The sequence below is a fragment of the Vreelandella neptunia genome, from assembly GCF_022489065.1.
GTDB classification, from domain to species: Bacteria; Pseudomonadota; Gammaproteobacteria; order Pseudomonadales; family Halomonadaceae; genus Vreelandella; species Vreelandella neptunia_A.
In genome coordinates this window covers 125,207-151,191 of record NZ_JAKVTW010000003.1, presented here as the reverse complement: position 1 = coordinate 151,191, position 25,985 = coordinate 125,207, and the positions used below count along the sequence as shown (strand labels likewise).

The window sequence follows — 25,985 nt, the reverse complement described above, 5'->3', positions numbered from 1 at the left end:
CGCTGGCGCTTTTACTGACACGGTCACAATAACTGTAATTAGTTACAAGCGACCACTTTACGCATGGTGTCTTTTGCCCATAGCGTTTGGCCGTCTGGCGTACGCCCGTGGTCATTCCAGCGTTCGGCAGTTTCAAGGCAGAACGATCCAGCGCTTTCAACCGTGGTATCTCGATTCGCCGGACGCTCGCCGCCAATCCGCATGATATCCGGATTGCTGGTGGTATAGCTTGGAGCAATGGTAGAGCTAGCACAGCCAGCGACCAAAACGGTCATTAGCAGTGCGGGTAAACAGCGGCGCAATGGCATGTTTTTACAACCCTCAACGTATCAATAGTAGGCCGACACCTATTGTCGGTAGCGCTAAATAGCACTCCCTTACTCAGAACGTCAATATTTTTTGTACATCTTAGCCAGCAACCAGCGTCAGGCTGGTCACTGGACGTAGATTCAGCCGTTTACAACGCTGCTCTACGCTATCGACAATTTCTTGAGCATCATTGAACTGCTGCTTGTCGAGCTGGATATCGACCATCAGGAAACTGCCCACCTGAGCCAGGCGCACATCGTCGGCAGAGACATCAAAGTCGGCGACATCCTCCACCACATTTTGACGCACGCTGCTGCATGAGCCGCCAAACATAAGCTCGCGCAGCGCTCCTTTCACCATCCTAATGGGCATGGGCAAGAAGTAGCCTGCAATGATCAGCACCATCACGGGGTCGGCAAAGCGCGCGTAACCAGCCCAGGGCGACTGAGTTAGCACCCAGGTCAGCGCAAACCCCAACATCACCGCAGCGCTCAGCCAAGTATCCATCTGCCACTGACGCAACTCAGCGGCCAACAGCGAAGAGCGAGCCACCCGGGAATAGCGCGCCAACCACCACCAGGTCATCAGACAGCCGGTTACATTCACCACGCCAAACATTAACGCTAAATCCAGCGTCACCAGGCGGCCCCCATCAAGCAGACTCCACAGAGCAGAGACCAGCGATACGATACACACCATCGCAATTACTACGCCTTTGAGCAGAACCGCAAGCGGCTCCACCGTCAGCCGCCCAAAGGGGTAGTGATCATCCGCAGGTTTACGTGCCTGTTTGAGGGCATACAGCGAGAGCGATGCCAGCACTAAGCTTAATAGCGAATAGCCGCTATCAAACAGAATGGTGATTGAACCGCTGGTAAGCCCTAGCACAAGCCCTGTAAACGCAAACAGGCTGGCTGAAATGGCTGAAAATTTTAGCGCACGGCGCTCGGCAACAAAGGGGGTCACGCGGATAACTCCATAGCATTCGACGATTTGTGCGCCATAATAGAAGGGAGTTATGACAATCACGAATCGCTCAGCGCCAAGTTAACTGGCGCTCGATCAGTCAACCGGAAAGATTATGCGTGCGGAACAGGTTCAAGCCTTTATCGATGTTACCGAACATGGCTCTTTTGCCGCCGCGGCGCGGCACACCGGTCTTAAACGAAGCACCCTAAGCGCTGCGGTCAATGCATTAGAGGACAGCCTGGGCGTGGCGCTATTTGAGCGTTCGGGCAACAGCCTAACGCTGACCGCCGTTGGTGATAGCGTGCTGCCTGACTGCTATCGTTTATTAACCAGCGCCAGCCGGATCAAAAAGCACTGCCACCAACATTTGCAAGGGGTGGAAAGCCAGCTCTGTATTGCCCGCGACGATGCACTGCCGGAAGTGTTTTGGCGCCAGGTGATGCATGACCTAAAACAGCAGTTTCCACTAACCGCGATTTCGGTTTATTTGGTACCTCCTCAGGAGCATAACCAGTTTGTACAGCGCCAAACGGTGGATATTGCCTTTGGCCTGTATACCGCGGAAGGGATCGACACCAACGCCGCTAACCTTGCCCCTGTCAGTATGCGTTTAGTGGCAGCGCCCCACCATCCGCTTAGCCGGTTGCCCAGCGTTAACCGCGATGATTTAGCCCAGTATACGCAGGTATGTTTAACCCACGTTCAGGATGACAAGCTGATCAGCGAAGCTCTTTTTTCAGGCAATTATCTTGGGCTAACGATGTTTGAGGTCATTCGCGACGCGGTTATCAACGCGACCGGCTGGGCGCTGCTGCCTTACCCGTTAGTCAAAGGCGCTCTGGACGCTGGCACGCTCTGCACGCTAACCCATGACCTTGCGTTAGATAGCCACTACTACCGTTATGTTGAGAGCGATAACCGCGGTGTGGTGGCCACTGCCTTGTTAAATAAGGTGGCGCATTTCTTAGCTTCCCAGAACTAGTGCTCAGACTTAACCCAGGAGTAGCTGACACATCGTTGAAATCTTTTTGTGGCGAAAAACACCAAAGCCTTCCACGCTATTAAAAAGTGCTAAATAAGGAGATGCCAGGACACGTCACGTGTGGGACACAGGCAAGTGTCATCCAGGCGTAATACGCACCTGCCAGTGTCGAAGTTGCCGTCAACCAAGGAGTGATTCCAACGATGGTACGACTCGATAAGAAAGCCACTCGGCTGTATGTGTTGGACACCAATGTCCTCATTCATGACCCCGCCGCGCTTTATCACTTTGATGAGCACGATGTTGTCATCCCCATGACTGTCCTCGAGGAGCTTGATAAGCACAAAAACGGTGTTCGTGAAATCGCTCGCACGGCTCGCCAAATCAGCCGTACGCTCTCTGACCTTACCAGCCAAGTCACCTTTGACGAGATCCAACGCGGCATTCCGATTCCCCGCATCAGCGGCGAAACAGGACGCCTGCACTTCTTATGCTACAACGACTTAAAGCTTTTCGACGCCCTCGACGATAGCCCCGATAACCGAATACTGGCGGAAACCTGCCGCCTACGCGAAGAGCGCCCCGACGCCTCCGTCATCCTCATTACTAAAGATATTAACCTACGTGTGAAAGCCGCTGCGCTGAAAGTGCCTGTTGAGGATTACCTCAACGATCGCGCTTTCTCCGATAGCGATGCCATGATTGAGGGCGCCCAAGTCTATGCCCCCGCAGGCCAGAATGGCGCCTCACTCTGGGAGGCATTGAACGTTGATGTCACCGTGGAGCGTCTTGATCACCACACTTTCTATCAGCTCTCCGGCTCAATGCCTCGTCACTGGCATGTCGGCATGCTGGTCTCGGACAGTGAAAACGGGGCTGAGTTTGAAGCGATCGTTCGCGAGCTAGGGCCCTCCTCGGCTCGCCTTCAGCTACTCACAAACTATCGCCATCACGCAGGCGTCTGGGGGGTTCATGCCCATGACAGTCGGCAAAATTTCACCTTAAACCTCCTCATGGATCCTGATATTGACCTCGTAACCATCGCGGGTAATGCGGGAACGGGGAAGACCTTTATGACCCTGGCCGCCGCCTTTCAGCAGACACTGGATGCCAAGTTGTTTGAACGCATTGTGTTTACCCGCGCGCCGATCCCCATGGGCGAAGACATTGGCTTTCTACCCGGCACGGAGGAGGAGAAAATGTCACCGTGGATGGGGGCCTTCCACGACAATATGGATAATCTGTTGCGCAATGAGGAGGGAGAAACCAGTTGGGATAACGGCGCCACGCGCCAGTTGATCGGTTCGCGAGTGCAGATACGCTCACCGAGCTTCATGCGAGGTCGTACGTTAAACGACACTTTCTTAATCATTGATGAGGCGCAGAACTTCACACCTAAACAGCTCAAATCGCTGGTCACCCGGGCGGGGCGAAATACCAAAATTGTCTGTTTGGGCAACGTTGGCCAAATCGATACGCCCTATCTCACCGCTAACACCTGCGGCATGGCGGCGGTGGTGGAGCGCTTTCGAGACTGGCCTCATGCGGGGCATATCACTCTGAAAAGCGTTGAACGTTCACGCTTGGCACTGGCGGCGGAGGAGCTTCTTTAAGGCAGTGGCGTAAGTCATATCAAACTCCCACCGCTCATCAAGGGTGGGAGTTTGATAGGTAGTTTATTCAGTATCAGCGTCATCCGCTGATATCTTCCACGGACGAGGGCTACCAATGGTATCTGCAGCAAATGCCTCTCGCTCGCCTAGCGGGCGTGTCTCCCCTATCGTGGTGTCGTTATAGGTTTGGCGCTCCATTTCACAATTCACTTCCGCTCCAAACAGCACCACAAAGGCAGATAGCCAAAACCAGATCATCAGCGCTACGACTGCGCCTAACGATCCATAAAGCTCGCTAAAGGTGGAGAAATAACGCACGTAAAGCGAAAGTCCGCCAGAGCCTAACAGCCACATCACCGTTGCCAGCAGCGTGCCATAACTTAACCAACTCCACTGCGCGGAGCGCCGATAAGGCGCGAAACGGTAGAGCAATGCAATGAGCATACTCATCACCACCAGCAGCGCTGGCCAGCGCAGCCACTGCAGAATCTTGTCAAACGGTGAATCAATCGCCAACGCGTTGACCACGATCGGCACAATGGCGATGAAGCCAAGTGAAATCAGGGTCATGATAATCAACCCAAATGTCAGTGATACCAATACCGTGCTGCGGTGTAGCAGGCTGCGCTTTTCAGTTTCGCCATACACCACGTTAAGGCCGATCACCAGCACCGCCACACCCTTCGAAGCGATAAACATCGCAATCAGCAGCCCGGCTAGGGCGCCGAGAAAATTACCCGACTCCGCACTCTCAACAACCTGCTGAGCCTGTTGGTCAATCAATTTAGCCGCATCCGGGGGCATAAAACGACTGATTTCATACAGTTGCTGGCCCGCCTCGTAAGGATCAAAAAGCAGCCCCCAAAGCGAAATCACCGCCGCGATAGTCGGAAACAACGCCAACAACGCATAAAAAGCCACCCCTGCGGCCAACATGGTAATGCGATTGCGGCGCGCCGCTCGCACCACACGCCAAGCAATATCCTGCCAGCCACGCTGGGGAATATCGCCGGGAACCAGAGCGCGACGTCCGCGCGCGAGCTTACCCACAGAGTGCTCCTAACCAGTGCCTGCCTGAGCACTTCTTAGGCAACCATTTTCCTAACAGATGTATCATCGCTGGCCTTCCCACATAAGTAGCGCCGCAAGCAGCACGGCAAGCACCATCATTAAACCGCTTGTATGGTGACGCAACCAGGACTCTCCCGACAACAGCCGAGTTATATGGCCCATTAACGTCTCTTCCGCTTTTTGAGCGGTTACCACGCTTGCCGATTTCAGTCGGCCACAGCCGTGACCGAAAGCTTGGATGGGTACCAGCATCGCGCTAACGACACCGGCGTAGAGCCACCATAAATCGCCCGCGGGAAGTGTTTTTCCCTTGAGCGGGCGCGTTAATAACCAACCTATCGCGGCAAACAGAACCCCCACAGGAAAGGGCCATACGATCCCCAGCCACTCTTTCATCGGTGGCATCTCGATGCTACCTGCAGGCAGGGGAAGCCAAAGAGGTGTCAATAGCGCTGCAACGATAGCCACTAACCAAGCGCCCCACTGCTCTGGGTTGCTGCCCCCTTTATGCCGCTGCTGCCACTGGCGCCATAGGGCAACACTCACCAGTGCCGCAGTGCCGACTGCGGCCCAACTCAGCAACTTGATCAGCGATTCATGGTGCATTTCATACAGCGGGCTTTTCACTCCCCACTTGCTGACCATACCCGCGCCAATAGCGCCCGCCAGTGATATACCGGGCAGCGCTAGCAATGCCCATATCAACGGTAGCGGCCAGCGCGGCAAATGCTCGCTGATACTGGTGCCCATAAACAGCGAGCCTTTAGCCAACGCGTGGTGGGCAGCAAACAGCACCAAGCCCGGCCACAGCAGTGGCCACACCTCTGGCGCGACCAACCCCATGGCGACGAGAGCCGTCATCATGCCCATCTGGCTGATACTGGAGTAGGCCAAGACGGCTTTTGGATGGCGCTGAAAAACACCATACAGTGCGGCGCCAAACGCTGCTGCCAGGCCTGCAATCAACATAGTGTTGCCAAACTGGGCTAGCGGTTCTGACACCTGCTCACTACCTAATGGCAGCACACTAATCCAGCCCAGCAGCCCCGCCTTAATCATTGCCCCACTAAGCACGGCGCTGGCTGGGGCTGGGGCTACCGGGTGCGCTAACGGCAGCCACACGTGCAACCCAATAACGCCCGCTTTCACGCCAAAGCCCAAGCACAGCAAGGCGGCCATCCATGAGCCGTGCTCAGCGACCAAAATACCTTCGCGCACGCCTTGCAACGTCAGCGTATCGGCCTCTCCGGCCGCCCATAAAAAACCGCCTAAAATGAGTCCTTCACCCACCACGGCTAATATCAAATACGCCTTGGCGCCCAGCCGGGCCTCGTCTGAACCGCTATGCACCACCAAGGCGTAAGCGGCGAAGGTCATCAGCGCAAAGCCCAGGTAAAAACTAGCGATATCCTGGGCAATAATCAGCAGCACGTTGCCCAACAGCGTCAGCGGCCATAGCAGCGCCAAACGCAGTAAGCGCCGCTGAGCGTCTTGATCTCCGGCCTGCGCTTTTGCCTGTTCAGCCGCAAAATATCCCTTGGCATGAAACGCTGCCAAACCCCACAGTAGGGCGGTGAACGCAAGCCAAGGGCGGCTTAGCGAGTTGAGCTCCCATTCCCCGCCCAGCATCCAGGCATTGATGGTCCAGTGCGCTTCCCCAGCGTAGGCCAAAAGTAACGCTGGCCAAACAGCGCTTAGCCAGAGTAATGAAAAGTAGCCCCTCTGCGTAGCGGGCCTCCGGTAGGCGTTCCATAGCGTATAACCGGCAACGCCTAGCGGCCAGAGCAGTGCGAGTGCAAGCAGCAGCGTCATCATGGCAAGTACTCCCCGTTGGCTACCCGCGCCGCCCAATCCAAGGGGCTGAAAGGCAGCCCGGCAAATAGCCCTGCCCCAAGGCTTACCAGAGCGGTGAATACCATCGGCCAAAGCAGCCAGCCGTGGGTTTCTAAACGGCCTAACCGCTGCTCTTTGGGCCAACTGCCTTTGCCATGGGATGGCCCCAGGCGAAACCACAAGCGGTGTACAATCGGCAAAAAGTAGATGGCGTTGAGCGTACTACTGGCTACCAATACGGCGACGATCCAGTACATTCCTGCCTGAATGGCGCCAACCCCGAGATACCATTTGGTAATAAATCCCGCCACCGGGGGAAGCCCTATCATGCCTAGTGCGCCGATGGTAAACGCAATACTGGTCAACGGCATACGCTTGCCTGCACCGTCCATTTCATCAATGCGATGAATCCCCAGCTCTTCGGCATAGTTGCCTGCACAGAAGAACAGTGTGACCTTCATTAAGCCTTGGTGGAGTAAGTGCGCTAAGGCCCCGACCGTACCAAAGGGACCGAATATGCCTATGCCGAGAATGACGTAGGAGACTTGGCTGACCGTAGAAAACGCGAGGCGGGGTTTCAGTTCTTCTTGAGCAATCGCCCTTAACGAGCCATAAATAATCGTAATGGACGCTGCCACCGCCAAAACGGTAATAACGCCCAGCTCAACACTGAGCTCAATGCCAAACAGATCATAAACCACCCGCAGAATCCCGAAGGCGCCTGCTTTCACTACCGCGACTGCATGTAATAGTGCGCTCACCGGCGCCGGCGCCACCATGGCTCTGGGTAGCCACCCATGCAGCGGCACCATGGCGGCTTTCACCGCAAGCCCACCCACCAGCAGGGCGAATATCAGCGTTAACAGGCCACGATGATCGTTTAAATAATCACCCAGGCCCTCTTCTGACGAGAACGACTGATCCCCTGTTAGGGTGTACAGCAACACTGCTCCTAGCAGCAGCACCACGCCCGCACTTAAGGTGTAACGTAAATAGACACGACCCGCATCGAGCGCTTTCTGGGTACCATTGTGGACCACCAGCGGATAGGTGGAGAGCGTCAACATTTCGTAGAAAATCAGAAAGGTAAACAGGTTGTCGGCAAGGGCAATGCCGATCGTGCTCGCGACGCAGAGACTAAAAAAGCCAAAGAAGCGCTTTCGATTGGCGGAGCCTTCCAAATAACCGATGGCATAAACCGTGGTACACAGCCACAACAGTGACGATAGCCCGGCGAACATCACCCCTAGCGCATCGCTGCGCAGAACGAAATCAACGCCACCAATTACTTGAAAGCTAAAAATATCTTCATGACCCGCGGCCACCCGACGAACCATCAGCATAACCAGAATAATCTTAACCACGGCCGCCACGAGGTTAATCGTCGTACGCAGTCGTCTGGCCTCTTCCGGCAGAGCAAAAATAATTACGACCACCAGTAGAGAGGTAGCCAACGCAGTCAGCGGTAACCAGGCGGCGTTCATGGGCTACCTCCATGCATCAATTCCAGCGGGTAATGCGCTAATAGCCCTAAGGCAAACGCGATCAGAGCAAGCGTTAGTGCGATCATATCCATGCCCGGCGCCAAGGGTTGGTAGCGATGTCGCGGGGCCGTTTCATCAAAGGAGTAGCGAAACATTCGAAACACATAGGCGGCAGTCAGCAGCGTGCCGGTTAATAGCGCCGCTACCGCCCACCACTGCTGGGTGATAATCATCGCTTGTAGCAGCATCCACTTAGCCGTAAAGCCAGCGCTAGGCGGCAGCCCCATTAAGGTGATTGAGGCAATGCCAAACACCAAGAGTGAAAGCGGTAAACGGCGGCTGGTACCGGCCAGGCCTTTGAGCGTGCTCTCGCCGGTGGCCAGTATCAGGTTGCCAGCAGCCATAAACATAGCCGCCTTGGCAAAGGCATGCCCCATCAATTGCAGCCAAAAACCCTCCCAAGCCAAGGCGCGCGGTAACGGCGCAATATCCGGGCCCAGTAACAGAGGAAAAGCCACCATTAGATAGCCCAGCTGTGCAACGGTTGACGAAGCGACCAGGGTTTTAAGCGAGTCGGTGCGCCAAGCCAACAGCCCTCCCCAAACAATGGCCAACATGCCTAACCAAGCGATCACCCGGGGTGCGTAGAACGTTTCAGGCAGCAGGATGCTCCACAGCTGCAGCAACATAAATAGCGATGCTTTAATCACCAGCGCGGCGTGCAGCGCACTCACCGGCGTCCAGGCATTCTCGTGCACTGGGGTCAACCACGCATGTAGAGGAAATAGCGCGGCTTTCAAGGCCAGCCCAGCACCTATGAGCGCGGCAGCAAACCACGCCACTGGGCCTGGCTCGATTACTTCGGCTAACCCCTGTAAATCCAACCGCCCCCAGTGGCCTAAAATCAGTGCCACCCCAAGCAGATAGGTCAGCGATCCCACCAGTGCTAACAGTAAATAGCGCATCCCCGCCACAATGGCAGGTACTTTGCCTGAGAGCATCAGCATGCCAACCGCTGCCAGCCCCATTAGCTCCAAGGCGATATAAAGGGTGAGCAAATCGGTGGCTAGCCAAATTAACGAGAGCGCACTCAGCACCACGCCCATCAAAGGCCACAGCCAGCGAGCCAGCGGCCCGGTTTCGCTTAAACGCAAATAGCCGGGCGTATATAGCGCCGCGGCAACGCCGATCACCTGAGTCATTAATAGCAACAGCACGCTCAAGCCGTTTAAGCGTAGCGACAAGTGAATACCGGCGATTTCCCACTGCCAGCGCAGTAACCCTGCCTGCTCAAAGGCAGCCAGCAGCACCACACCAGACGCCAATACCGGCAGGCTAGCCAGGGCAACAGGCAAGGCACGCTTAGGGGAAAATAGTGCTGCAAAGAGACCTAGTAGAAGCGGTAAACCCAGTGCTGCTAACAGCGCCCAATGGGTGCTGGCAAGAGGTTCAAAGGTGCTGTCGAAAAGACCAAAGCGCCAGATCATGTTGTGCGCTCCTTGAGTGCGCCGTCACGCCCCAAGGCCTCGACCCCTTCCAGATGCAACAGCTGCCTAATCAATAGCGCGCCGAGCATCGACCCTAGCCAGGCAACAAGCAGCCCAACACTGATAAGTGCTTGGGCAGCAGCGGAGGTGCCCGCCACACCCGCCAGCAGCATAAACACTCCTGAGCCCAGAATATTGAATGCCAATAAACGGCGCAGCAAATGGCGATGCAATGCAAACGCGCCCAAGGCGCTGGCGGCAATTACCACCCCCGCTAAAAGCAGCGGATGCTCTGAAGGTGAATACACCATATCGGCGATAACATAGCGAATCGCCGCGCCGACCATAACAAACCACGCCAGCGCCAACACTACACGCATGGCGACCCGCGACCAGGGCTCGTTGAAGGTATCGTGTTTAAGAGGGGATGATGCGCCAGGGGAAAGATGTCCCAGCGCATAGAAAAAACAGGGGCCTGTCAGCATCACCCCCAGCAGCAGCTCGGCCGTTGCCAGCCAGGGCGCGCCCAATTGCCACCAAGCAAGCGTCATTGAGACAGCAAACGCCAAAAAGAAACAGCAGGCACGCACTAAGTGGCGATCAAATAGGCACACTAATGCCGACCCTGTTAAGCACAGCGCCAGCACTACTTCGATTACATCAAGAGCGGCTATCGCATCAAAGGAAGCTATCATTCGTTTTCGCTACATCCTTGCATCGGGCACGAATAGGCGCTTAGCTCAGGCGAGCACTCAGCCACTTGCCGATATCATTTACCTGCTGAGGGCAAAGCGCGTGCGCCATGGGGTATTGGCGATAATTGACCGCATAACCCATCGCTTTAAGGCGGTCGGCACCACTGCGGCCCAGGCTTTCGGGCACAATCGGGTCAAAGTTACCGTGCTGAACTTCAACAGGAATCTGACGATTGGCTTCTGCTAGGTCGATATTGTCCGCCGTCGCAAAGTAGGTCGACATGGCTAACAAGCCACCCAGCGCCGCGGGGAACGTGAGCGCGGCTTGATAGGCGACAGCGCCCCCTTGTGAAAAGCCCGCGACGATAATGCGTTGGCTATCGATACCTTGATCAATCTGCTCTTGGATCAACGCTTGAATGCGCTCGGCGGATTTTTTGAGCTGGCTTTCATCCACCCTACGCCCCAAATCCATGGCGAGAATATCGTACCAAGCGGGCATCACCATGCCGCCATTAATCGTTACGGCCAACCGTGGCGCATGGGGCATGATAAAGCGCACGTGTGAATCTTTGGGCAGTGCTAACGCGGGTACCAGCGGTTCAAAATCGTGTCCATCCGCACCTAAGCCGTGAATAATAAACACACAGGCATCGGCGGGTTGACCATCTTTCGGCTCAATAATCAGTTCGCCAGGAGCAGTCATGAAGTCGTATTCCTTATCCAAAAAGCGCCACCCTAGCGCAAACCAGCGTTTACCGCGAGCGGTGGCACGTTTAAAAAGGCCACACTAAGGGAATCAAGAGTAGCGCTATCGCGCCGGTCAGTATATTCAAACCACTCCCCAGACGAAGAAAATCGCTGACCCGATAGCCGCCGGGGCCATACACCATCAAATTGGTTTGATAGCCGATAGGGGTTAAAAAGCTCGCCGAGGCGGCGAACATGACCGCTACCACATAGGGCATCGGGCTAACGCCCAAGCTTTCTGCTGCGCTCATTACCACCGGAAAAATAATCACCGCGGCTGCGTTATTGGTCACCAGCTCTGTCAGCAGTGCGACCACGCAGTAGGTGCCGATCAAGAGCAGCAGCGGATTACCCGCCACAAACGTTAGCACCCCACCGGCCATTACCTCAGCGGCACCGGAGCTCTGCAGTGCGGCTCCCACACCAAAGGAAGCGGCAATCGTGAGTAGCACCTGAGTATCCAAACCGCGCTTGGCTGCTCCCACCGAACAGCAACCCGTAAGTAACGCTAATGCCGCCCCTAACATGGCGGCGTTGAGCATACTCAGTACGCCTAAGGCGGCGAGAAGCACGGCCCCTAACAGCAGGCCCCATGCTAGCGGTGCTTTTTCATGTATTGGGCGCGCCGCACCATTGAGCTCGCTAATCAGCAAGAAGTCCCGTGACTGACGATGACGCTCAATAAACGGTGGTCGTGCTTCCAGCAACAGAACATCGGCGGGCTGCAGCCGCACTTGACCAAGGTTGCCCTTGACCCGCTCACCGCCCCGGCAGATTGCCAGCACCGCCGCTCCATACAAGGTTCTGAAGTGGCCGTCGCGAATACGCTGACCGATAAACTGGCACTGATCCGACACCACCGCCTCGACCAAGCGGCGCTCCTTAAACTCTTTCTCCAGACTGGACGTATCATCCCGAGAAGGAATCAAACCACGAATCTGCTGCAACTCCACTGCGGCATCAGAGGTGCCGGCAAACACCAGTCGATCACCGCCTTTTAATTGTTCACCAGGGCCAACCACACTAACCACGTTGCCTGCGCGCTCAATTTCAACCAGAAACAGCTCCTGTAAGTGTCGCAGTCCCGCTTCTTCAACGCTACGATCTACCAGTACGCCCGCTGGGTCGACTTCCATTTCGATAGTGAACTCTCGCGGGTTGGCAAACGCACTAGCCACCCCTTCCCGAGCAGGCAATAAGCGTGGCCCCAGCAAAATCAGGTAAGCAAGGCCGACTACCGCGACGGGAATACCTACCCAAGCCAAATCCAGCAGGCCCATGCCAAGCTCGGGGTAGCGCTCCAGCAACAACCCATGCACCACTAAATTAGTGCTGGTGCCAAACAGCGTAATAGTGCCACCAAGAATGGACGCAAAACTAAGCGGCATCAGCAGCCGCTGGGGAGATAAATGCAGCCTGCGGCTCCAGCTCATGACGGCAGGAATATAGGTGGCAACCACAGGGGTATTATTAACAAAGGCGCTGAGTGTCGCGACGGGTAATAGTAGGCGTATGAGCGCACCTCTTTCTTTATCAGGGCGTCCAAGCACATAGCGAATGATCAGATCGATGCCGCCGGTTTCACGAATGCTGGCTACCAGCACATACATGAAGGCCACAGTAAAAAGACCGCTGTTTGAAAAGCCTCCCAGCGCCTGCTGTGGGTCAATGACGCCAAGCGTCATCAACACAATCACCGCGCCCAGCAGAATGATATCCGGCCCTAGACGTGAGAACGCCATAAGCGGAAAAATGGTCAGCACCACCGTGACTGAAACCCAAGCATCAACCGACATCGCCACAACACCCTTAATAAATAAACATAAGAGCATTGTGAGGCCAGCCCTATATTCTAAAAAGTTATTTTTAGAAACATTTAAAGATCAAAATGGAATATACGGGTGTGAGGTTTGAGGTATTTTTGCACTCAATCTTATAGATACAAAAAACCCCGCACGTGGCGGGGTCCTTTGGTCAATCATCGCTGGGCAGTGATTGCTAACATCTCAATGCTTAAGAATTAACTTAAACAACTTTGATGTTAGAAGCCTGAAGGCCTTTTTTACCCTGGGTGACGTCGAAGGAAACCTTCTGGCCGTCTTGCAGAGATTTGAAACCTTCAGACTGAATTTCAGAGAAATGTGCGAACAGGTCGTCGCCATTGTCGTCAGGAGAAATAAAGCCGAAGCCTTTAGTGTCGTTAAACCACTTAACTGTGCCAGTTGCCATGATCGAAATCCTCGATGTAGCTAATTAAAACCGGGAAATACCCGAAGTGCAGTGGGTAGAACAAGAAACTTTCACCAGATTTAACGCTTGAGGCGCTTCTATCCTGCTGACAACGTTCGACTTGCTAACCAACTGACGCTATTTTGCGCCTAACCTGTGTGCGCGTCAACACTCTTATAATCAAGGCTATGCAGCCCTGTATGACAAGGTGCTGGCTAATCACTCTCACTGCTCAGAGAGGAGCCAACCGGCAGCTTTCTCCGCAATCATCAGCGTGGGCGAATTGGTATTGCCGCTGGTAATCGTCGGCATAATGCTCGCATCCGCCACGCGAAGCCCAAGAATGCCCCGTACCCGCAGCCGACCATCGACTACCGCCAAACTGTCATCCTCGCGCCCCATTTTCGCAGTACCAACGGGGTGGAAAATCGTCGTGCCTATATCCCCCGCCAAGCGAGTTAGCTCGTCGTCGGTTTGGTACTCAACGCCCGGTTTCACTTCCTCAGGCGCATACTTGGCAAACGCTGGCTGCTCGGCAATCCGCCGGGTAACGCGCAGGGAGTCCGCCGCTACTTTGCGATCCTCTGGCGTGCTTAAGTAATGAGGAGAGATGGCCGGCGTCTGACGGGGGTCGCTGCTTTTAAGACGTACCGTGCCCCGGCTGGTTGGATTCAAATTGCATACGCTGGCGGTAATCGCCGGGTACGGGTGTAGCGGCTGCCCAAAGGCTTCAAGGCTTAGCGGCTGTACATGGTATTGAATATTAGGGTGCGTTTGCTCCGCCGTACTGCGGGTAAACGCCCCTAACTGCGAGGGCGCCATGCTCATCGGCCCAGACCGTTTGAGCAGGTACTCCCAACCAATGCCCGCTTTCCCCAATAGCGTGCTGGCTATCGCGTTCAGGGTTTTGCCATTGGTGATGCGATATATCGAGCGAATCTGTAAGTGATCCTGCAGGTTCTCCCCCACCCCGGGCAATTCATGCACTAACTCAACGCCGTGTTCGCGTAGCAGCTCGGCTGGGCCCACGCCGGAAAGCTGGAGTAAATGCGGCGTGCCAATCGCACCTGCGCAGAGCACCACCTCCCCGCTCACCATGGCACGCTGGGCGTGACCGTTGCGCTCCACCTCCACGCCGCTGCAGCGCAGTGCTTCTTCACGTTTGTCAAAGAGCAGGCGATTGACCTGCGTGGAGTGCCAAAGCGTTAAGTTGTTGCGCTTCAGTGCGGGGCGCAAAAACGCTTTGGCGGTATTCCACCGCCAGCCCGAGCGCTGATTGACTTCAAAGTAGGCCACGCCTTCATTTGAACCACGGTTAAAATCCTCGGTGCGCGGAATGCCCGCCTGAACCGCAGCTTCGGCAAAATCATCCAGCACCTGCCATTTGAGGCGCTGTTTTTCAATCCGCCATTCGCCACCATGGCCATGAAAATCTCGGTGCTTCGCGTCACCATCACCATGCTCATCCAAGCGGTAGTGATCTTCATGCTTGATAAAGTCAGGTAAGCAGTTCTCCCAGCGCCAGGCATCGTCGCCGGTGACTCCCGCCCAGTGGTCGTAATCCCGGGCCTGACCGCGCATATAAATCATGCCATTGATGCTGGAGCAGCCGCCCAGGGTTTTCCCCCGTGGGTAGATCAGCGAACGGCCGTTGAGCCCTTTGTCGGGTTCGGTACGAAACAGCCAATCGGTACGCGGGTTATTAATGCAGTAGAGATACCCCACCGGGATATGGATCCAGTGGTAGTTATCGCGACCACCCGCTTCGATCAACAGCACCTTGTTGTTAGGGTTGGCGCTGAGTCGGTTAGCCATCAGGCACCCGGCGGTGCCCGCTCCTACCACGATATAGTCGAAATTATTATTAGTTGGCGCTGGCATGCGTTGGCTCCCATAACGTTTAGGCGTTACTTCGCCGTGGGCATCACAAATTCAGCACCGGCATCGATTGAGTCCGACCAGCGCTGCATAATCGATTTTTGTTTCGTGTAAAAACGCACGCCCTCTTCACCATAGGCATGGGTATCGCCAAACAAAGAGCGCTTCCAGCCACCGAAACCATGCCACGCCATCGGCACCGGAATAGGCACGTTGATACCCACCATGCCGACCTGAATGCGGCGCCCAAACTCCCGCGCCACGGTGCCGCTTTCGGTAAAGCAGCTAACGCCATTGCCGAATTCGTGGTCGTTGATCAACTGGATGGCGGTGGCGATATCCGGTACCCGCACACAGACCAGCACCGGACCAAAAATCTCCTCTTTATAGATCGTCATTTCCGGCGTGACGTTATCGAACAACGTGCCGCCCATCCAGAACCCTTCGGCACACTCATCGCCTGCCGAGGCAGCATTAAAAGTGCGACCATCGACCACCAGTTCTGCGCCTTCAGCCACCCCTTTTTCGATATAACCGGTAATCCGCTGGTGAGCTTGCTGGGTAACAATCGGGCCCATCTCCGCATCAAGCTGCATACCATCTTTTACTTTTAGCGCTTTCGCACGCTCAGCCAGTGCCGGCACGACTTTATCCGCCACGTCGCCGACCAACACCGCCACGCTGATCGCCATGCAACGCTCACCGGCAGAGCCGAAGGCGGCACCGATGAGTGCATCGACCGCTTTATCAAGGTGGGCGTCCGGCATCACCACCATATGGTTTTTGGCCCCGCCGAGTGCTTGGATACGTTTGCCATTACGAGCGCCGCGTTCGTAAATCAGATTGGCAATCGGCGTGGAGCCCACAAACGACAACGCCTTAACGTGCGGATGATCAAGCAGCGCTTCCACCGAGTCTTTATCGCCCTGCACGACGTTGAACACGCCATCGGGCAGGCCCGCTTGTTTAAGCAAATCAGCCATCAGCAACGAGGCGCTGGGGTCAAGCGGGCTTGGTTTCAAAATAAAGGTATTACCCGCAGCAATGGCTAACGGGAACATCCACATTGGCACCATGGCCGGGAAATTAAATGGCGTTATACCAGCGACCACGCCTAATGGCTGGCGCATGGTCCAGTTGTCGATCCCGGTACTCACCTGCTCGGTGTAGTCGCCCTTCAACAACTGTGGGATTCCGCAAGCGAATTCAACAATGTCAATACCACGCGCGACTTCCCCCTGGGCATCGGTGAACACCTTGCCGTGCTCTTTGGTGATCGCTTCGGCCAACGCATCTTTGTGAACATTTAACAGCTCTAATAACTTGAACATTACCCGGGCACGACGGATAGGCGGGGTATCAGCCCAGGCAGGAAAAGCGGCTTGTGCGGCTTCTACGGCGGTGTTCACATCGTTTGATGAAGCGAGCGATACACGGCCAGTCACACGGCCGGTGGCGGGATTGAATACGTCCTGAGCGTTTGAAGACTCACCAGCGGTGACCTGGCCATTAATAAAGTGCTGAATCGCTGTTGTTGTCATGGGAGTACCTGTTTTAAGAGCATGGTTTTAAGAGCATGGTTTTAAGAGCGTAGCTAAAATACTTACTAAAAAGAGCCTGCGTTTAGCCTAGCCTACTGGGCGCTGGGAACAGATCAATTGAGTTATTTAAAAGCCAGTTATAAGCTCTACTAATATCACCAGCACGCGTTGAGGCTCATCATGCAAGATTACGCCACACTCCGCGCCTTCGTGGCCGTTGCAAGAACGGGCAGCGTGTCCCGCGCCGCTGAGCAGTTACATTTAACGCAGCCTGCCATCAGCCTAAAGTTGAAGCAGTTACAGGCTAACTTAGGTCTCACACTGTTTAGTCGTCGCCCCCAAGGGCTAGCGCTAACATCCGATGGCCATGCCCTGCTTCCCGCCGCTGAAAAAGCCCTGACCAGTGCCCAAGCATTTGAGCAAACCGCCGGAACCCTGCACAGCACGCTGCGCGGCAAGCTCTCCATTGGCACCATTGTCGACCCGGAGTTTCTTCGTTTAGGCGCTTTCTTAAGCCGCCTGATGGCCCGCGCGCCACAATTAGAAACCGAACTGCATCACGGCATGAGCGGCAGCGTGCTGAGCCGCATCGCACAGGGTGAACTGGATGTCGGCTTTTATCTGGCACCGCCTGGCGAAGGCCCTGGAGTGAACCAGGGGCATGAGGTTCTGGCCTGGCGCGAGCTGACGCACTTTGACTATCATGTGATTGCCCCGGCTGGCTGGGAAAATCGGCTTATTGATACCCGCTGGGAGCACCTGGCCACGCTACCATGGATTGTGACGCCCCACGATTCGGCTCACCATCGGCTATTAAAGCAGGCCTTGGCGAAAAGCGGCGCGGTGCCTAACCGAGTAGCCCAAGTTGACCAAGAAGCCTGTATGTTGGATTTGGTTCGTGCAGGCGTTGGCTTAAGCTTGGCTCGCGATGCCCTGGCAATGACCGAGCGTCAAGAGAGTGGCCTGGCAGTAGCAGACAACATCCGCCTGCCCTGCGCATTAAGCTTTATATGGCGACACGCAAGCGCTGCCGAATCGACCGTAAATGCGGCACTCGATACGCTGGACGAGGTATGGCCACATCGGCTGGTTTAACCTGTAAGGATGTAGCACTTGCAGCCACTAATCGACTCAACATCGAGCGATAACTCGCCACCGCCACTGGAGTGCTTACCATGACCCGCTTTTCATTTTTCCGTCCCCTAACGCTCTGCGTAATGACCGCCGCAGGTCTCGCCAGTGCGTCGTTGCAGGCGCAATCTACCGCGCAAGCGACCTTTGCCGGTGGCTGCTTCTGGTGCATGGAGCCTCCTTACGACAACCAGCCCGGTGTTAGCGCCACCATCTCAGGCTATATCGGCGGCGAACTCGAGAATCCCACTTATGAGGATATCTCCAGGGGTGGTACGGGGCATGCGGAGGTTGTGCAAATCGAATATGACTCAGAGCAGATCAGCTACGAGCAATTGTTGGAAATTTTCTGGCGCAACATCGACCCCTTCGCAGTAGATCGCCAGTTCTGCGATGTGGGTGATCAATACCGTTCAGCTATTTTCTACCACGATGAAGTGCAGCGTGAGCTGGCCGAAGCCTCAAAAACCGAGATGGAAGCCCGCTTTGACCGCGACATTGCCACTCAAATAGTACCGGCTACTACGTTCTGGCCTGCCGAGGAGTATCACCAGGACTATTATCAAAAGAACCCCGTGCGCTATAAATTCTACCGCTATAGCTGTGGTCGTGATGGCCGCCTGGAAGAGGTGTGGGGCGAAGAAGCCGGTGGGCTTACGTTTGAATAGCAAAGCAGCTTCTTAGCCTTCACCGTGGAACTGATTAATTAAACCAATGCCTCACAATGAGCACCGCTATTATGCAAAGGCGCTCATTGTGTACTAGAGTGAATGCACATCAGAAGTAGACCGGTCGATTAAGCGCCCAGGAGCTGGACGTTTTGACCAACACGTTGATCTATAGATAGGAGATCTTATGAGCAACAGCATCAAGACGATTAACCCGACCAACGGTGAGACCCTCGAAACCTACGCTTTAATGAGTAGCGCTGAAGCTAAGCAGGTCGTGGATGCCTGCTACGATGCTTTTCTCGATTGGCGCCTGGAATCACTCGAAAGCCGCGCCAAAACGGTCAAAGCCATTGGCCAAGCGATGCAGAAGCATAAAGACGAGCTGGCTGACCTGATGGTCAAAGAGATGGGCAAACTGCCTTCTCAGGCCACCCAGGAAGTTGACCTTTGTACCGCTATTTGTGACTACACCGCTGAACATGGCCCTAAAAAGCTAGCCGATGAAGAGCGCCAGCCAGGCAATGGAGAGCGTGGCTTTGTGACCTACTCTCCCATGGGCGTCATTTACGGCATTCAGCCCTGGAACTTCCCGGCGTATCAGGTAGTACGTTACTCAATTGCCAATATCATGGCGGGTAACGGCGTTCTGCTTAAGCACGCTGAAAACGTGACTGGTAGCGGCCTGCTGTTGGAAAAAATCTATCGTGAAGCGGGACTTCCCGAGAACGTTTTCCGCACGCTAGTGATCTCTCATGACGTTTCCGATGAAGTAATCGCTCACTCTGCTGTTCGCGGCGTAACGCTAACAGGCAGCGATGGTGCAGGCCGCAAGGTGGCCACCAAGGCTGCCGAGTACCTGAAGAAGACGGTGCTTGAGCTGGGCTCTAACGATGCCTATCTGGTGCTTGATGATGCCGACATGGATGTGGCGATCGACACCTGCGTTCAGGGGCGTGTCTACAACGGCGGCCAAACCTGTGTAGCCGCCAAACGCTTTGTAGTGACCGAGAAAAATTATGAAGCGTTCAAAGAGCGTTACGTTGCTCGCATGCAGTCGCTGAAAGCGGGTGATCCAACCCAAGAAGACAGCGATCTCGGCCCCATGGCCCGCGTGGATCTTCGCGACGGACTTCATGATCAAGTGGAAGAGAGCGTACGCAAAGGCGCGAAGGTTCTGTGCGGTGGTGAAAAGCCATCCGGCAAAGGCGCGTTTTATCCGGTGACCGTGCTGGATAACGTGACACCAGGTCAGCCCGCTTACGACGACGAGCTGTTTGGCCCTGTAGCCGCGCTGATTCGCGCTAAAGATGATGAAGATGCCATGCGCATTGCCAACGACAGTCGCTACGGCTTAGGCGGCGGCATCATCTCGAAAGACGTTAAACGCGCGACCGAGCTTGCCAGCAAGTACTTCGACACCGGCATGGTGTTTATCAACGGCTTTGGCGTTGCTACACCGGAAATGCCCTTCGGCGGTGTTAAGAACTCGGGTTACGGTCGTGAACACGGCGGCTTTGGCATGCTTGAGTTCGTTAATGCCAAATCCGTTATCGTCGTTCAAGAGTAATACTGTGAGCTAACGCAACATGCAGTGAATTGTGGACTGTAAGTTGTAAGTTGTAAAAAGCTAGCGCCGCAGGCCTTCATCAGGCCTGCGGCGTTTTTTTGAGTCACACTATCGAGTTTTTAGGCACGCTGCTGTGGCGCTCGGCGCTGCCACAGCTTAATCACTAGCGCCATCACCACCCAGGTAACCAGCGCAGCAATCACATCATCCAACACAATGCCAAAGCCGCCATTCACATACTCTGCCAAATGAATCGGCGGCGGCTTTAAGGCATCGAAGAAGCGATAAACCATAAAGGCCAGCGCCATGACCAGCGGATGCCTTGCTGCCTGGAGGCCAATCACCGCCAGCGGAAACGCCACGTACTCATCCGCCACAATACTGCCGTGATCAAGCCCGGCAAACTGTTGCGAAGCGAAGTGACAAACCGGCACAGCAAACACCAGCAGCATCGCGATAATGGTCCCCTGCTGGCTAAGCGGGCGGCTCAGCAGCCACCACGCTATTGGGATACCCAAGAGTGAACCGAAAGTACCTGGTGCAAAGGGTAATCGCCCCAGCCCAAAACCATTCGCTAGCCAAACATTAAGCGTTTCCAGCATCAACCAGCCTGCTCAGCTTGGCGCTCAAGTTCAGTGGTCATCTCTTTGGGTAAATTAAGCGCGCTGGCCAATTGGTCCAGCCATGCACGCTCCATAGGGTTTTGGTCGTCGGTTACTGCCACGCTGATCAGGTACATCTCGCGTGCCGCCTGTGGGGAGTCCGCTTCACGGGCCAGGGCCTGTGCATCCAGCGGTGCTTTCAACTGCTGCTCCACCCAGTTATGCATCTCCTGGTCGGCGCCGAGGGCATCAATTTGCTCGGTGATCAACGCCTGCTCCTGCTCATCAATATGGCCATCAGCACGGGCAGCCATAATCATTGCCTGCAGCAGTTCCAGACTGCGGCGCTCTTGGATCTCACCGCTAAGCACTTCGACCCGTTCGCCTTCTGAGGCATTTTGGGTAGCACTCTGTTGAGCATTGCCATCTTTTGCCGCCTGAGAGCTTTGCCATGCCTTCCACGCCAGCATGCCTACCCCGGCAATGGCACCGTATTTAAGCGCTTTGCCGCCCATGCTACGGCCGCGTTTGGAGCCCACTAACATACCCATGGCACCGCCACCGAGCAGGCTTTTGACATCAAAACCACCGGAGGAGCTACTTCCTTGACTGCTACCGCCGCCTAACTGCTTAGAAAGCCCGCTCAGCATGCCTTTAACATCGACACCGCCGCTGCTACCGCCCTTCTGGCTACCGCCGGCTTGCTGCATAAGCTGCTGTAAAATTTTGCTTGCGTTCATCCTTGTACTCCTGGGTAGGTATTTATCTTGGCTCGCTTGCCGATTAACGTACGTTATAAAGCATGCTGCATGAACGCAGCGTGAACTAACACTGCCTTAGGCTTAAAATGCGTTAGTCTTAAAATGCGTTAGTTTTTAAATGCATGACTCATTAAAGAAGTGCGCCTTTCACTGCCACCGAACTCCCGTGGCGGCTAGCGCTCACCTCTAAACGGACTGGCATTTGCTCTTTGAGTTCGCTGACATGAGAAATCACCCCAATCATGCGCCCGCCCATTTGCAGTTCGCTAAGCATGGCAATCGCTTGATCCAAGGCATCCTGATCGAGGCTACCAAACCCCTCATCGATAAATAGCGTATCCAGCTGAATGCCGCCAGCGTAAGCTTGCACCACATCCGAAAGCCCCAGTGCTAACGACAGCGCTGCCATGAAAGACTCCCCGCCGGAAAGCGTGGCTACCGAACGGTTCTTACCGGTATAGGTGTCCGCCACATCCAACTCGAGGCCTGACGCTTTGGTGCCCTTTGACGGGTCTTCTCGCCGCACCAGCTGATAGCGCCCACGGCTCATACGTACCAGCCGTTCAGAAGCCTGAATCAGCACGTCATCCAGCAGCACGCCGAGCACAAAGCGTTGCAGACTAATGCGATGCCCGGTGCGACCGTTAGCGACCTCGCTTAGCGTACCCCAGAGTTGATATTGCGCTTCAAGCTCCGCCTGGGCGGCGTGAGCTTTGGCAAGCTTTTGGCGAATGCCATGCAGCATGCTCAACCGCCCATCGCACGTTCGCCAAGCTTCTAACTGGGTGTTTTCTTCAGCTTGGGCAGCATCGGTTAACGTGGCAAGCGCGGTGAGATCCGGCGGTGTTTTCTCCGCAAGCTGGGTTTGGTAATTCTGCAGTGCACCCTCAAGCTCGGCTAGGCGGCGTTGGTACGCCTCTATCTGCTGGGTGAAAGTTTGCCGTTGGGTATCATCCAACTGTGCTGCCTGGAACGCAGCATTGTCCTCAAAAGGACTTTGCTGCAGCGCGGCTTGCCACTCTGTTTGAGCCTGTTGTAGCGATTTTTCGCTGCGCTCGACGCGTTCGTTAGCGCCGCGTAACTGCTCTTCCGCCCGCGCCAGCTGGGTTTGGCTGTTCGAAAGCGCTTGCTGGGCGACTTCCCAGGCGTGCTCAATGTGGGAAACCTGGCGCTCTAGTTCGGTGAGCGTTTGGCGCATGGCCTCAGGCTCACGAGCATTTTCCGGTAGCGATTGACTCAACTGGTCGCGCTGGCTTTCAAGCCGCAACGCGTCCTCTTTGGCCTTTTCAACCGCGGGCCGTTGGGCCTTAAGCTGTTTATCCAGCGCCCCCCACTCACGGCGCAGTGTGTCGCGGGCAGCGATTTGCTGGTGAGTCTCACGCTCAACGCTTGTCTGCCGAGCGGTCTGGCGTTGCCACTCATCGCAGGTTTTTTGAAGCTCAACCAGCGGTTGGCTAGCCCACTCACCTAACTGCTGGGTGAGTCGCTGCACTTGCTCTGCGTTGTATTTAATCTGCTGTGCAAGCTGCTGGTGATGACGCTCAGCGCCCTGGAAGGATTGGCGAGCATACTCTTGCGCCGCCCTGGCTTCTTCAACCTGCGCTTGAGTAACTAGGTTCGCGTTATTAGCCGCTGGCGCGGGGTGATCAAGACTGCCGCACACCGGGCAAGGCGCATTAACTTCAAGGCTGAGCGCCAACAGCGCTGCCTGCCCCTGGTGCCAGCGCATCTCCTGCTCCGTGGCGTGATGTTCCGCTTGCGAGGCTTCGCTTTGTAGGCGCTTGAGTGCATCAGTTGCCTGCTGCTGTTGAGCGGTTAACTCACGCCTCTGACGGGTGAGTTCATCCAGTTCTTGGCGTTGGTTCAGCAGGTTGTTATGCCGGTTTAGCTCAGCAGGCGCGCTGGCCAGTTGCTGGAGCTCGGCCTGTAAACGTTCGAGATTGATGCCTATCGCTTCGCCCTGCTGGCGAATGCTATCAAGCTGCTTTTCATCACGCTTGAGCGAAGCATCAGCTTGTTGCCAAGCGGTCTGCGCCGTTTGAAAACGCCCTTGCAACGCACTTAACTGTTGGCCCTGTTCAATAAACTCAGTTAGCTGGCGATGCCGTTCACGCAGCGCGGGGACTTCAGTTTGGCGTTCCTGGGCCACTTCCCAGGCGCGCTGCGCTTTTTCAGCGCTCGTGCGCTCGGTCGTTAATGCGGTGTGCGCCTGCTGATGCTCGGCTTGGGCGGTAGTCAGCGCATGCTGCGCCTGGTCTAAGGCGGTCTTCGGGGAGTGCAGCGCCTGTGCATGGGTGCTTTGCGCTAAACGCGCCTGCATACTTTCTATATGAGGTTGCTGCACAAGGTGGCGGGCTTTATCACTCGCCAGCGCATCGCGCGCCTCAAATTGGCGCTCCAGTGCCAGCGCTTCATCGCGCTTAATTTCAGCCGTACGGCGCTGCTGTTGCGCACGTTCAAACGCTTGCCGCGCCGCTTCTACCTGGGGGGTCAGTGCTTCCAGTTCTTGCTCTAACGCAGCTTCGCCTACCAGTTCGCCACCGGCGAGAATGCCGCTGATATGTTGGCGGTGGTCCTTCACAGCCCGCTCGATTTGTTTGGCCTGGGCGCTTAATTGCTCTTCAATACGCTGGAAAATTTGCGTTTGAAACAGCTGTGAAAAGATTTTCTCACGATCCTTAGATTCTGCTAATAGTAGCTCGCGAAACTTGCCTTGGGGCAGCACCATCACCTGGCGAAACTGATTGGCATCCAGCCCAATCAAGGTGTGTAGCTCTGCAGTGGCATCATTGACCTTGCGCGCCACCAGGCAAGACTCTACCTCGCCACCCTCCTTTAATCGCCATAGCTGCGCTTCAGCGTTATGGGTGGTGGTGCCTTCACCGCGCGCTTTAGGACGCTCCTGCTGGGGTACACGCCTGACCCGGTATTCGACGCCGCGTAGGCGAAAATCCAGCGTCACTTCGGTCAGCAGTGAGGCATCCGCTTGGTCACAGCGCATTTGCGCAGGGTCGCGTTCATTGCCAGTGGTTTGACCATATAGCGCAAAGCAAATGGCGTCTAAAATAGAACTTTTACCCGCGCCGGTAGGGCCGTTTATTAAAAACAGCGGGCTTCTACCCAGCGCAGTAAAATCAATCGTTTGAGTGCCAGCGAAGGGGCCAAATGCCTGCATGGTGAGGTTTAACGGCGTCATCCTTGGGCCTCATCGCGCTGCAGCTGGGTAATTAACGCTGCCATGGCACTGGCCTGCTCTTCGCTCATGGCATCACCGCTGGTTTGGTTGAAGAAGTCGCTGAACATATCCAGCGCATCAAAGCGCAGCCGCTCCCGGTCGAGCTGCTGGGTGCCGCGCGCCTCCAGCATGCCAGGCTTCTCTAAATGCAGCACATTGGGATACACCTCGCGCAGCTTGCCCATGGGATCGAGTATCGCGTGACGATCGGTCAACCGTACTAGCAGATAATCGTCCGCGTTCTTATCGGTTCTGCCCTGGGCGATCAACGCATCAATTTCGCCTTCTAATACACGGACTTCACGGCTGGGTACCAGCGGGAACTGCTCAATCTGCGTGACACCGTGGGAATCTATATCAACCAGGGTGACGCCTTTACGCTGGCTGGCTTCGGAAAAGCTGTATTTCAGCAGCGAGCCGCTGTAGCGAATATGCTCGCCGCCGCGATACTGCGGGCCGTGTAAGTGACCAAGCGCCACATAGTCAAAGTGTTGCATGGGCTCCCACGCCACGCTTTCAGCACCGCCTAACGTTAGCGGGCGTTCTGAATCCGACGCGCTGCCACCATCTACAAAACAGTGGCTCATCAGTATGCAGGGGTGTGTGGGGTGGCGCTGCTCATTAATGCGCTCGACCAAATAGCGATGGGCGCCGTCAAAATCCCGCACGTCAACGTTAAACTGGCTGCGTACATGTTCAGGGTCAGCGTAGGGCATGCCGAACACATCAACGTCAACACCGCCAATAGCCAGCGTGACGGGGGTAGCAACGTCGTTTAAGTCGGAGAGAATGTGCAACCCAGCCTGACGCAGATGGCGTGCGCCAAAGCGCAGGCGTTCGGCGCCATCGTGGTTGCCTGAAATCATGATGACCGGCAGCTTGCGCACTTCACAAAGCGCATGCAGTATCTCATCCAGTAATGTCACCGCCGCCGATGGCGGTACCGAGCGGTCGTATATATCGCCGGCAATCAGCACCGCATCGACGTTTTCACGGTCAATGATCTCGATAAGTTGGTTAAGCACATGGCGCTGATCTTCCAGCAATGAAAGATTGTGGAAAAGCCGACCCAAATGCCAATCGGCGGTGTGAAGTAAACGCATCACTAACTCAACAAAAAGTGTGTAATGGCATCATAACAACCCAGCCCTTTCTCTACCTATAAAACGCCATTCAG

The 25,985-nt window shown here is 55.4% G+C and carries 21 protein-coding genes; 5 read left to right on the top strand and 16 right to left on the bottom strand.

Features of this window, described 5'->3' with window-relative positions; translation table 11 throughout:
- Positions 1–38: 38 nt before the first annotated feature.
- Both MLE19_RS06865 and MLE19_RS06860 read right to left on the bottom strand, forming a co-directional pair.
- The gene (locus MLE19_RS06865; RefSeq protein WP_240717370.1) at positions 39–308 is read right to left on the bottom strand and encodes a hypothetical protein; all 270 of its coding nucleotides are present in this window, start codon (positions 306–308) and stop codon (positions 39–41) included.
- 100 nt (positions 309–408) lie between these two features.
- Positions 409–1,275 carry a cation diffusion facilitator family transporter gene (locus MLE19_RS06860; RefSeq protein ID WP_240717368.1) on the bottom strand — a complete coding sequence of 289 codons (867 nt, stop codon included), beginning with the start codon at positions 1,273–1,275 and terminating at the stop codon, positions 409–411.
- A gap of 115 nt (positions 1,276–1,390) precedes the next feature.
- Here MLE19_RS06860 and MLE19_RS06855 point away from each other — a divergent pair, with 115 nt between their 5' ends.
- Both MLE19_RS06855 and MLE19_RS06850 read left to right on the top strand, forming a co-directional pair.
- Positions 1,391–2,260: a LysR family transcriptional regulator gene (locus MLE19_RS06855; RefSeq protein ID WP_240717367.1), complete on the top strand. Its 870-nt coding sequence runs from the start codon at positions 1,391–1,393 to the stop codon at positions 2,258–2,260.
- 203 nt (positions 2,261–2,463) lie between these two features.
- On the top strand, positions 2,464–3,873 hold the full coding sequence (locus MLE19_RS06850; RefSeq protein ID WP_240717365.1) for a PhoH family protein: 1,410 nt from the start codon (positions 2,464–2,466) through the stop codon (positions 3,871–3,873).
- Positions 3,874–3,936: 63 nt separating this feature from the next.
- Here MLE19_RS06850 and MLE19_RS06845 read toward each other — a convergent pair whose 3' ends face one another.
- From MLE19_RS06845 to MLE19_RS06800, 10 genes are all read right to left on the bottom strand, one after another.
- Positions 3,937–4,923: a YihY/virulence factor BrkB family protein gene (locus MLE19_RS06845; protein ID WP_240717363.1), complete on the bottom strand. Its 987-nt coding sequence runs from the start codon at positions 4,921–4,923 to the stop codon at positions 3,937–3,939.
- Between the two features lie 63 nt (positions 4,924–4,986).
- Complete coding sequence (locus MLE19_RS06840; RefSeq protein ID WP_240717362.1) at positions 4,987–6,759, bottom strand: complex I subunit 5 family protein; 1,773 nt, start codon at positions 6,757–6,759, stop codon at positions 4,987–4,989.
- Positions 6,756–8,261 carry a complex I subunit 5 family protein gene (locus MLE19_RS06835; protein ID WP_240717361.1) on the bottom strand — a complete coding sequence of 502 codons (1,506 nt, stop codon included), beginning with the start codon at positions 8,259–8,261 and terminating at the stop codon, positions 6,756–6,758. Before MLE19_RS06835 ends, MLE19_RS06840 begins: the two co-directional genes overlap by 4 nt.
- Entirely contained in the window at positions 8,258–9,748 is a 1,491-nt protein-coding gene (locus MLE19_RS06830; protein ID WP_240717360.1) for a complex I subunit 5 family protein, read from the bottom strand. The genes MLE19_RS06835 and MLE19_RS06830 overlap by 4 nt, the downstream gene beginning before the upstream one ends.
- Positions 9,745–10,443, bottom strand: a complete 699-nt coding sequence (locus tag MLE19_RS06825) for a hydrogenase subunit MbhD domain-containing protein (protein ID WP_240717359.1) — start codon at positions 10,441–10,443, stop codon at positions 9,745–9,747. Before MLE19_RS06825 ends, MLE19_RS06830 begins: the two co-directional genes overlap by 4 nt.
- Before the next feature lie 40 nt (positions 10,444–10,483).
- On the bottom strand, positions 10,484–11,149 hold the full coding sequence (locus tag MLE19_RS06820) for an alpha/beta hydrolase (protein ID WP_240717358.1): 666 nt from the start codon (positions 11,147–11,149) through the stop codon (positions 10,484–10,486).
- A gap of 70 nt (positions 11,150–11,219) precedes the next feature.
- Complete coding sequence (locus MLE19_RS06815) at positions 11,220–12,989, bottom strand: SLC13 family permease (RefSeq protein ID WP_240717357.1); 1,770 nt, start codon at positions 12,987–12,989, stop codon at positions 11,220–11,222.
- A gap of 229 nt (positions 12,990–13,218) precedes the next feature.
- Positions 13,219–13,422, bottom strand: coding sequence for a cold-shock protein (locus MLE19_RS06810; protein ID WP_008958127.1), 204 nt, complete (start codon positions 13,420–13,422; stop codon positions 13,219–13,221).
- Positions 13,423–13,647: 225 nt separating this feature from the next.
- Positions 13,648–15,303, bottom strand: coding sequence for a GMC family oxidoreductase (locus MLE19_RS06805; protein ID WP_240717356.1), 1,656 nt, complete (start codon positions 15,301–15,303; stop codon positions 13,648–13,650).
- 26 nt (positions 15,304–15,329) lie between these two features.
- Positions 15,330–16,841 carry a CoA-acylating methylmalonate-semialdehyde dehydrogenase gene (locus tag MLE19_RS06800; RefSeq protein ID WP_240717355.1) on the bottom strand — a complete coding sequence of 504 codons (1,512 nt, stop codon included), beginning with the start codon at positions 16,839–16,841 and terminating at the stop codon, positions 15,330–15,332.
- A gap of 180 nt (positions 16,842–17,021) precedes the next feature.
- On the opposite strand from MLE19_RS06800, the gene MLE19_RS06795 reads away from it, so the two are divergent.
- From MLE19_RS06795 to MLE19_RS06785, 3 genes are all read left to right on the top strand, one after another.
- Complete coding sequence (locus MLE19_RS06795) at positions 17,022–17,936, top strand: LysR family transcriptional regulator (protein WP_240717354.1); 915 nt, start codon at positions 17,022–17,024, stop codon at positions 17,934–17,936.
- Between the two features lie 80 nt (positions 17,937–18,016).
- Entirely contained in the window at positions 18,017–18,640 is a 624-nt protein-coding gene (gene msrA, locus MLE19_RS06790) for a peptide-methionine (S)-S-oxide reductase MsrA (RefSeq protein ID WP_240717353.1), read from the top strand.
- Positions 18,641–18,827: 187 nt separating this feature from the next.
- Positions 18,828–20,210, top strand: a complete 1,383-nt coding sequence (locus tag MLE19_RS06785; RefSeq protein ID WP_240717351.1) for an NAD-dependent succinate-semialdehyde dehydrogenase — start codon at positions 18,828–18,830, stop codon at positions 20,208–20,210.
- Positions 20,211–20,329: 119 nt separating this feature from the next.
- Here MLE19_RS06785 and MLE19_RS06780 read toward each other — a convergent pair whose 3' ends face one another.
- The 4 genes from MLE19_RS06780 to MLE19_RS06765 form a co-directional block, all read right to left on the bottom strand.
- Positions 20,330–20,812, bottom strand: coding sequence for a phosphatidylglycerophosphatase A family protein (locus MLE19_RS06780; RefSeq protein WP_240717349.1), 483 nt, complete (start codon positions 20,810–20,812; stop codon positions 20,330–20,332).
- Positions 20,812–21,552, bottom strand: coding sequence for a tellurite resistance TerB family protein (locus MLE19_RS06775; RefSeq protein WP_240717347.1), 741 nt, complete (start codon positions 21,550–21,552; stop codon positions 20,812–20,814). Before MLE19_RS06775 ends, MLE19_RS06780 begins: the two co-directional genes overlap by 1 nt.
- 151 nt (positions 21,553–21,703) lie before the next feature.
- Positions 21,704–24,769, bottom strand: a complete 3,066-nt coding sequence (locus MLE19_RS06770) for an AAA family ATPase (RefSeq protein WP_240717345.1) — start codon at positions 24,767–24,769, stop codon at positions 21,704–21,706.
- The gene (locus MLE19_RS06765) at positions 24,766–25,911 is read right to left on the bottom strand and encodes an exonuclease SbcCD subunit D (protein WP_240717344.1); all 1,146 of its coding nucleotides are present in this window, start codon (positions 25,909–25,911) and stop codon (positions 24,766–24,768) included. The genes MLE19_RS06770 and MLE19_RS06765 overlap by 4 nt, the downstream gene beginning before the upstream one ends.
- Positions 25,912–25,985: the final 74 nt, after the last annotated feature.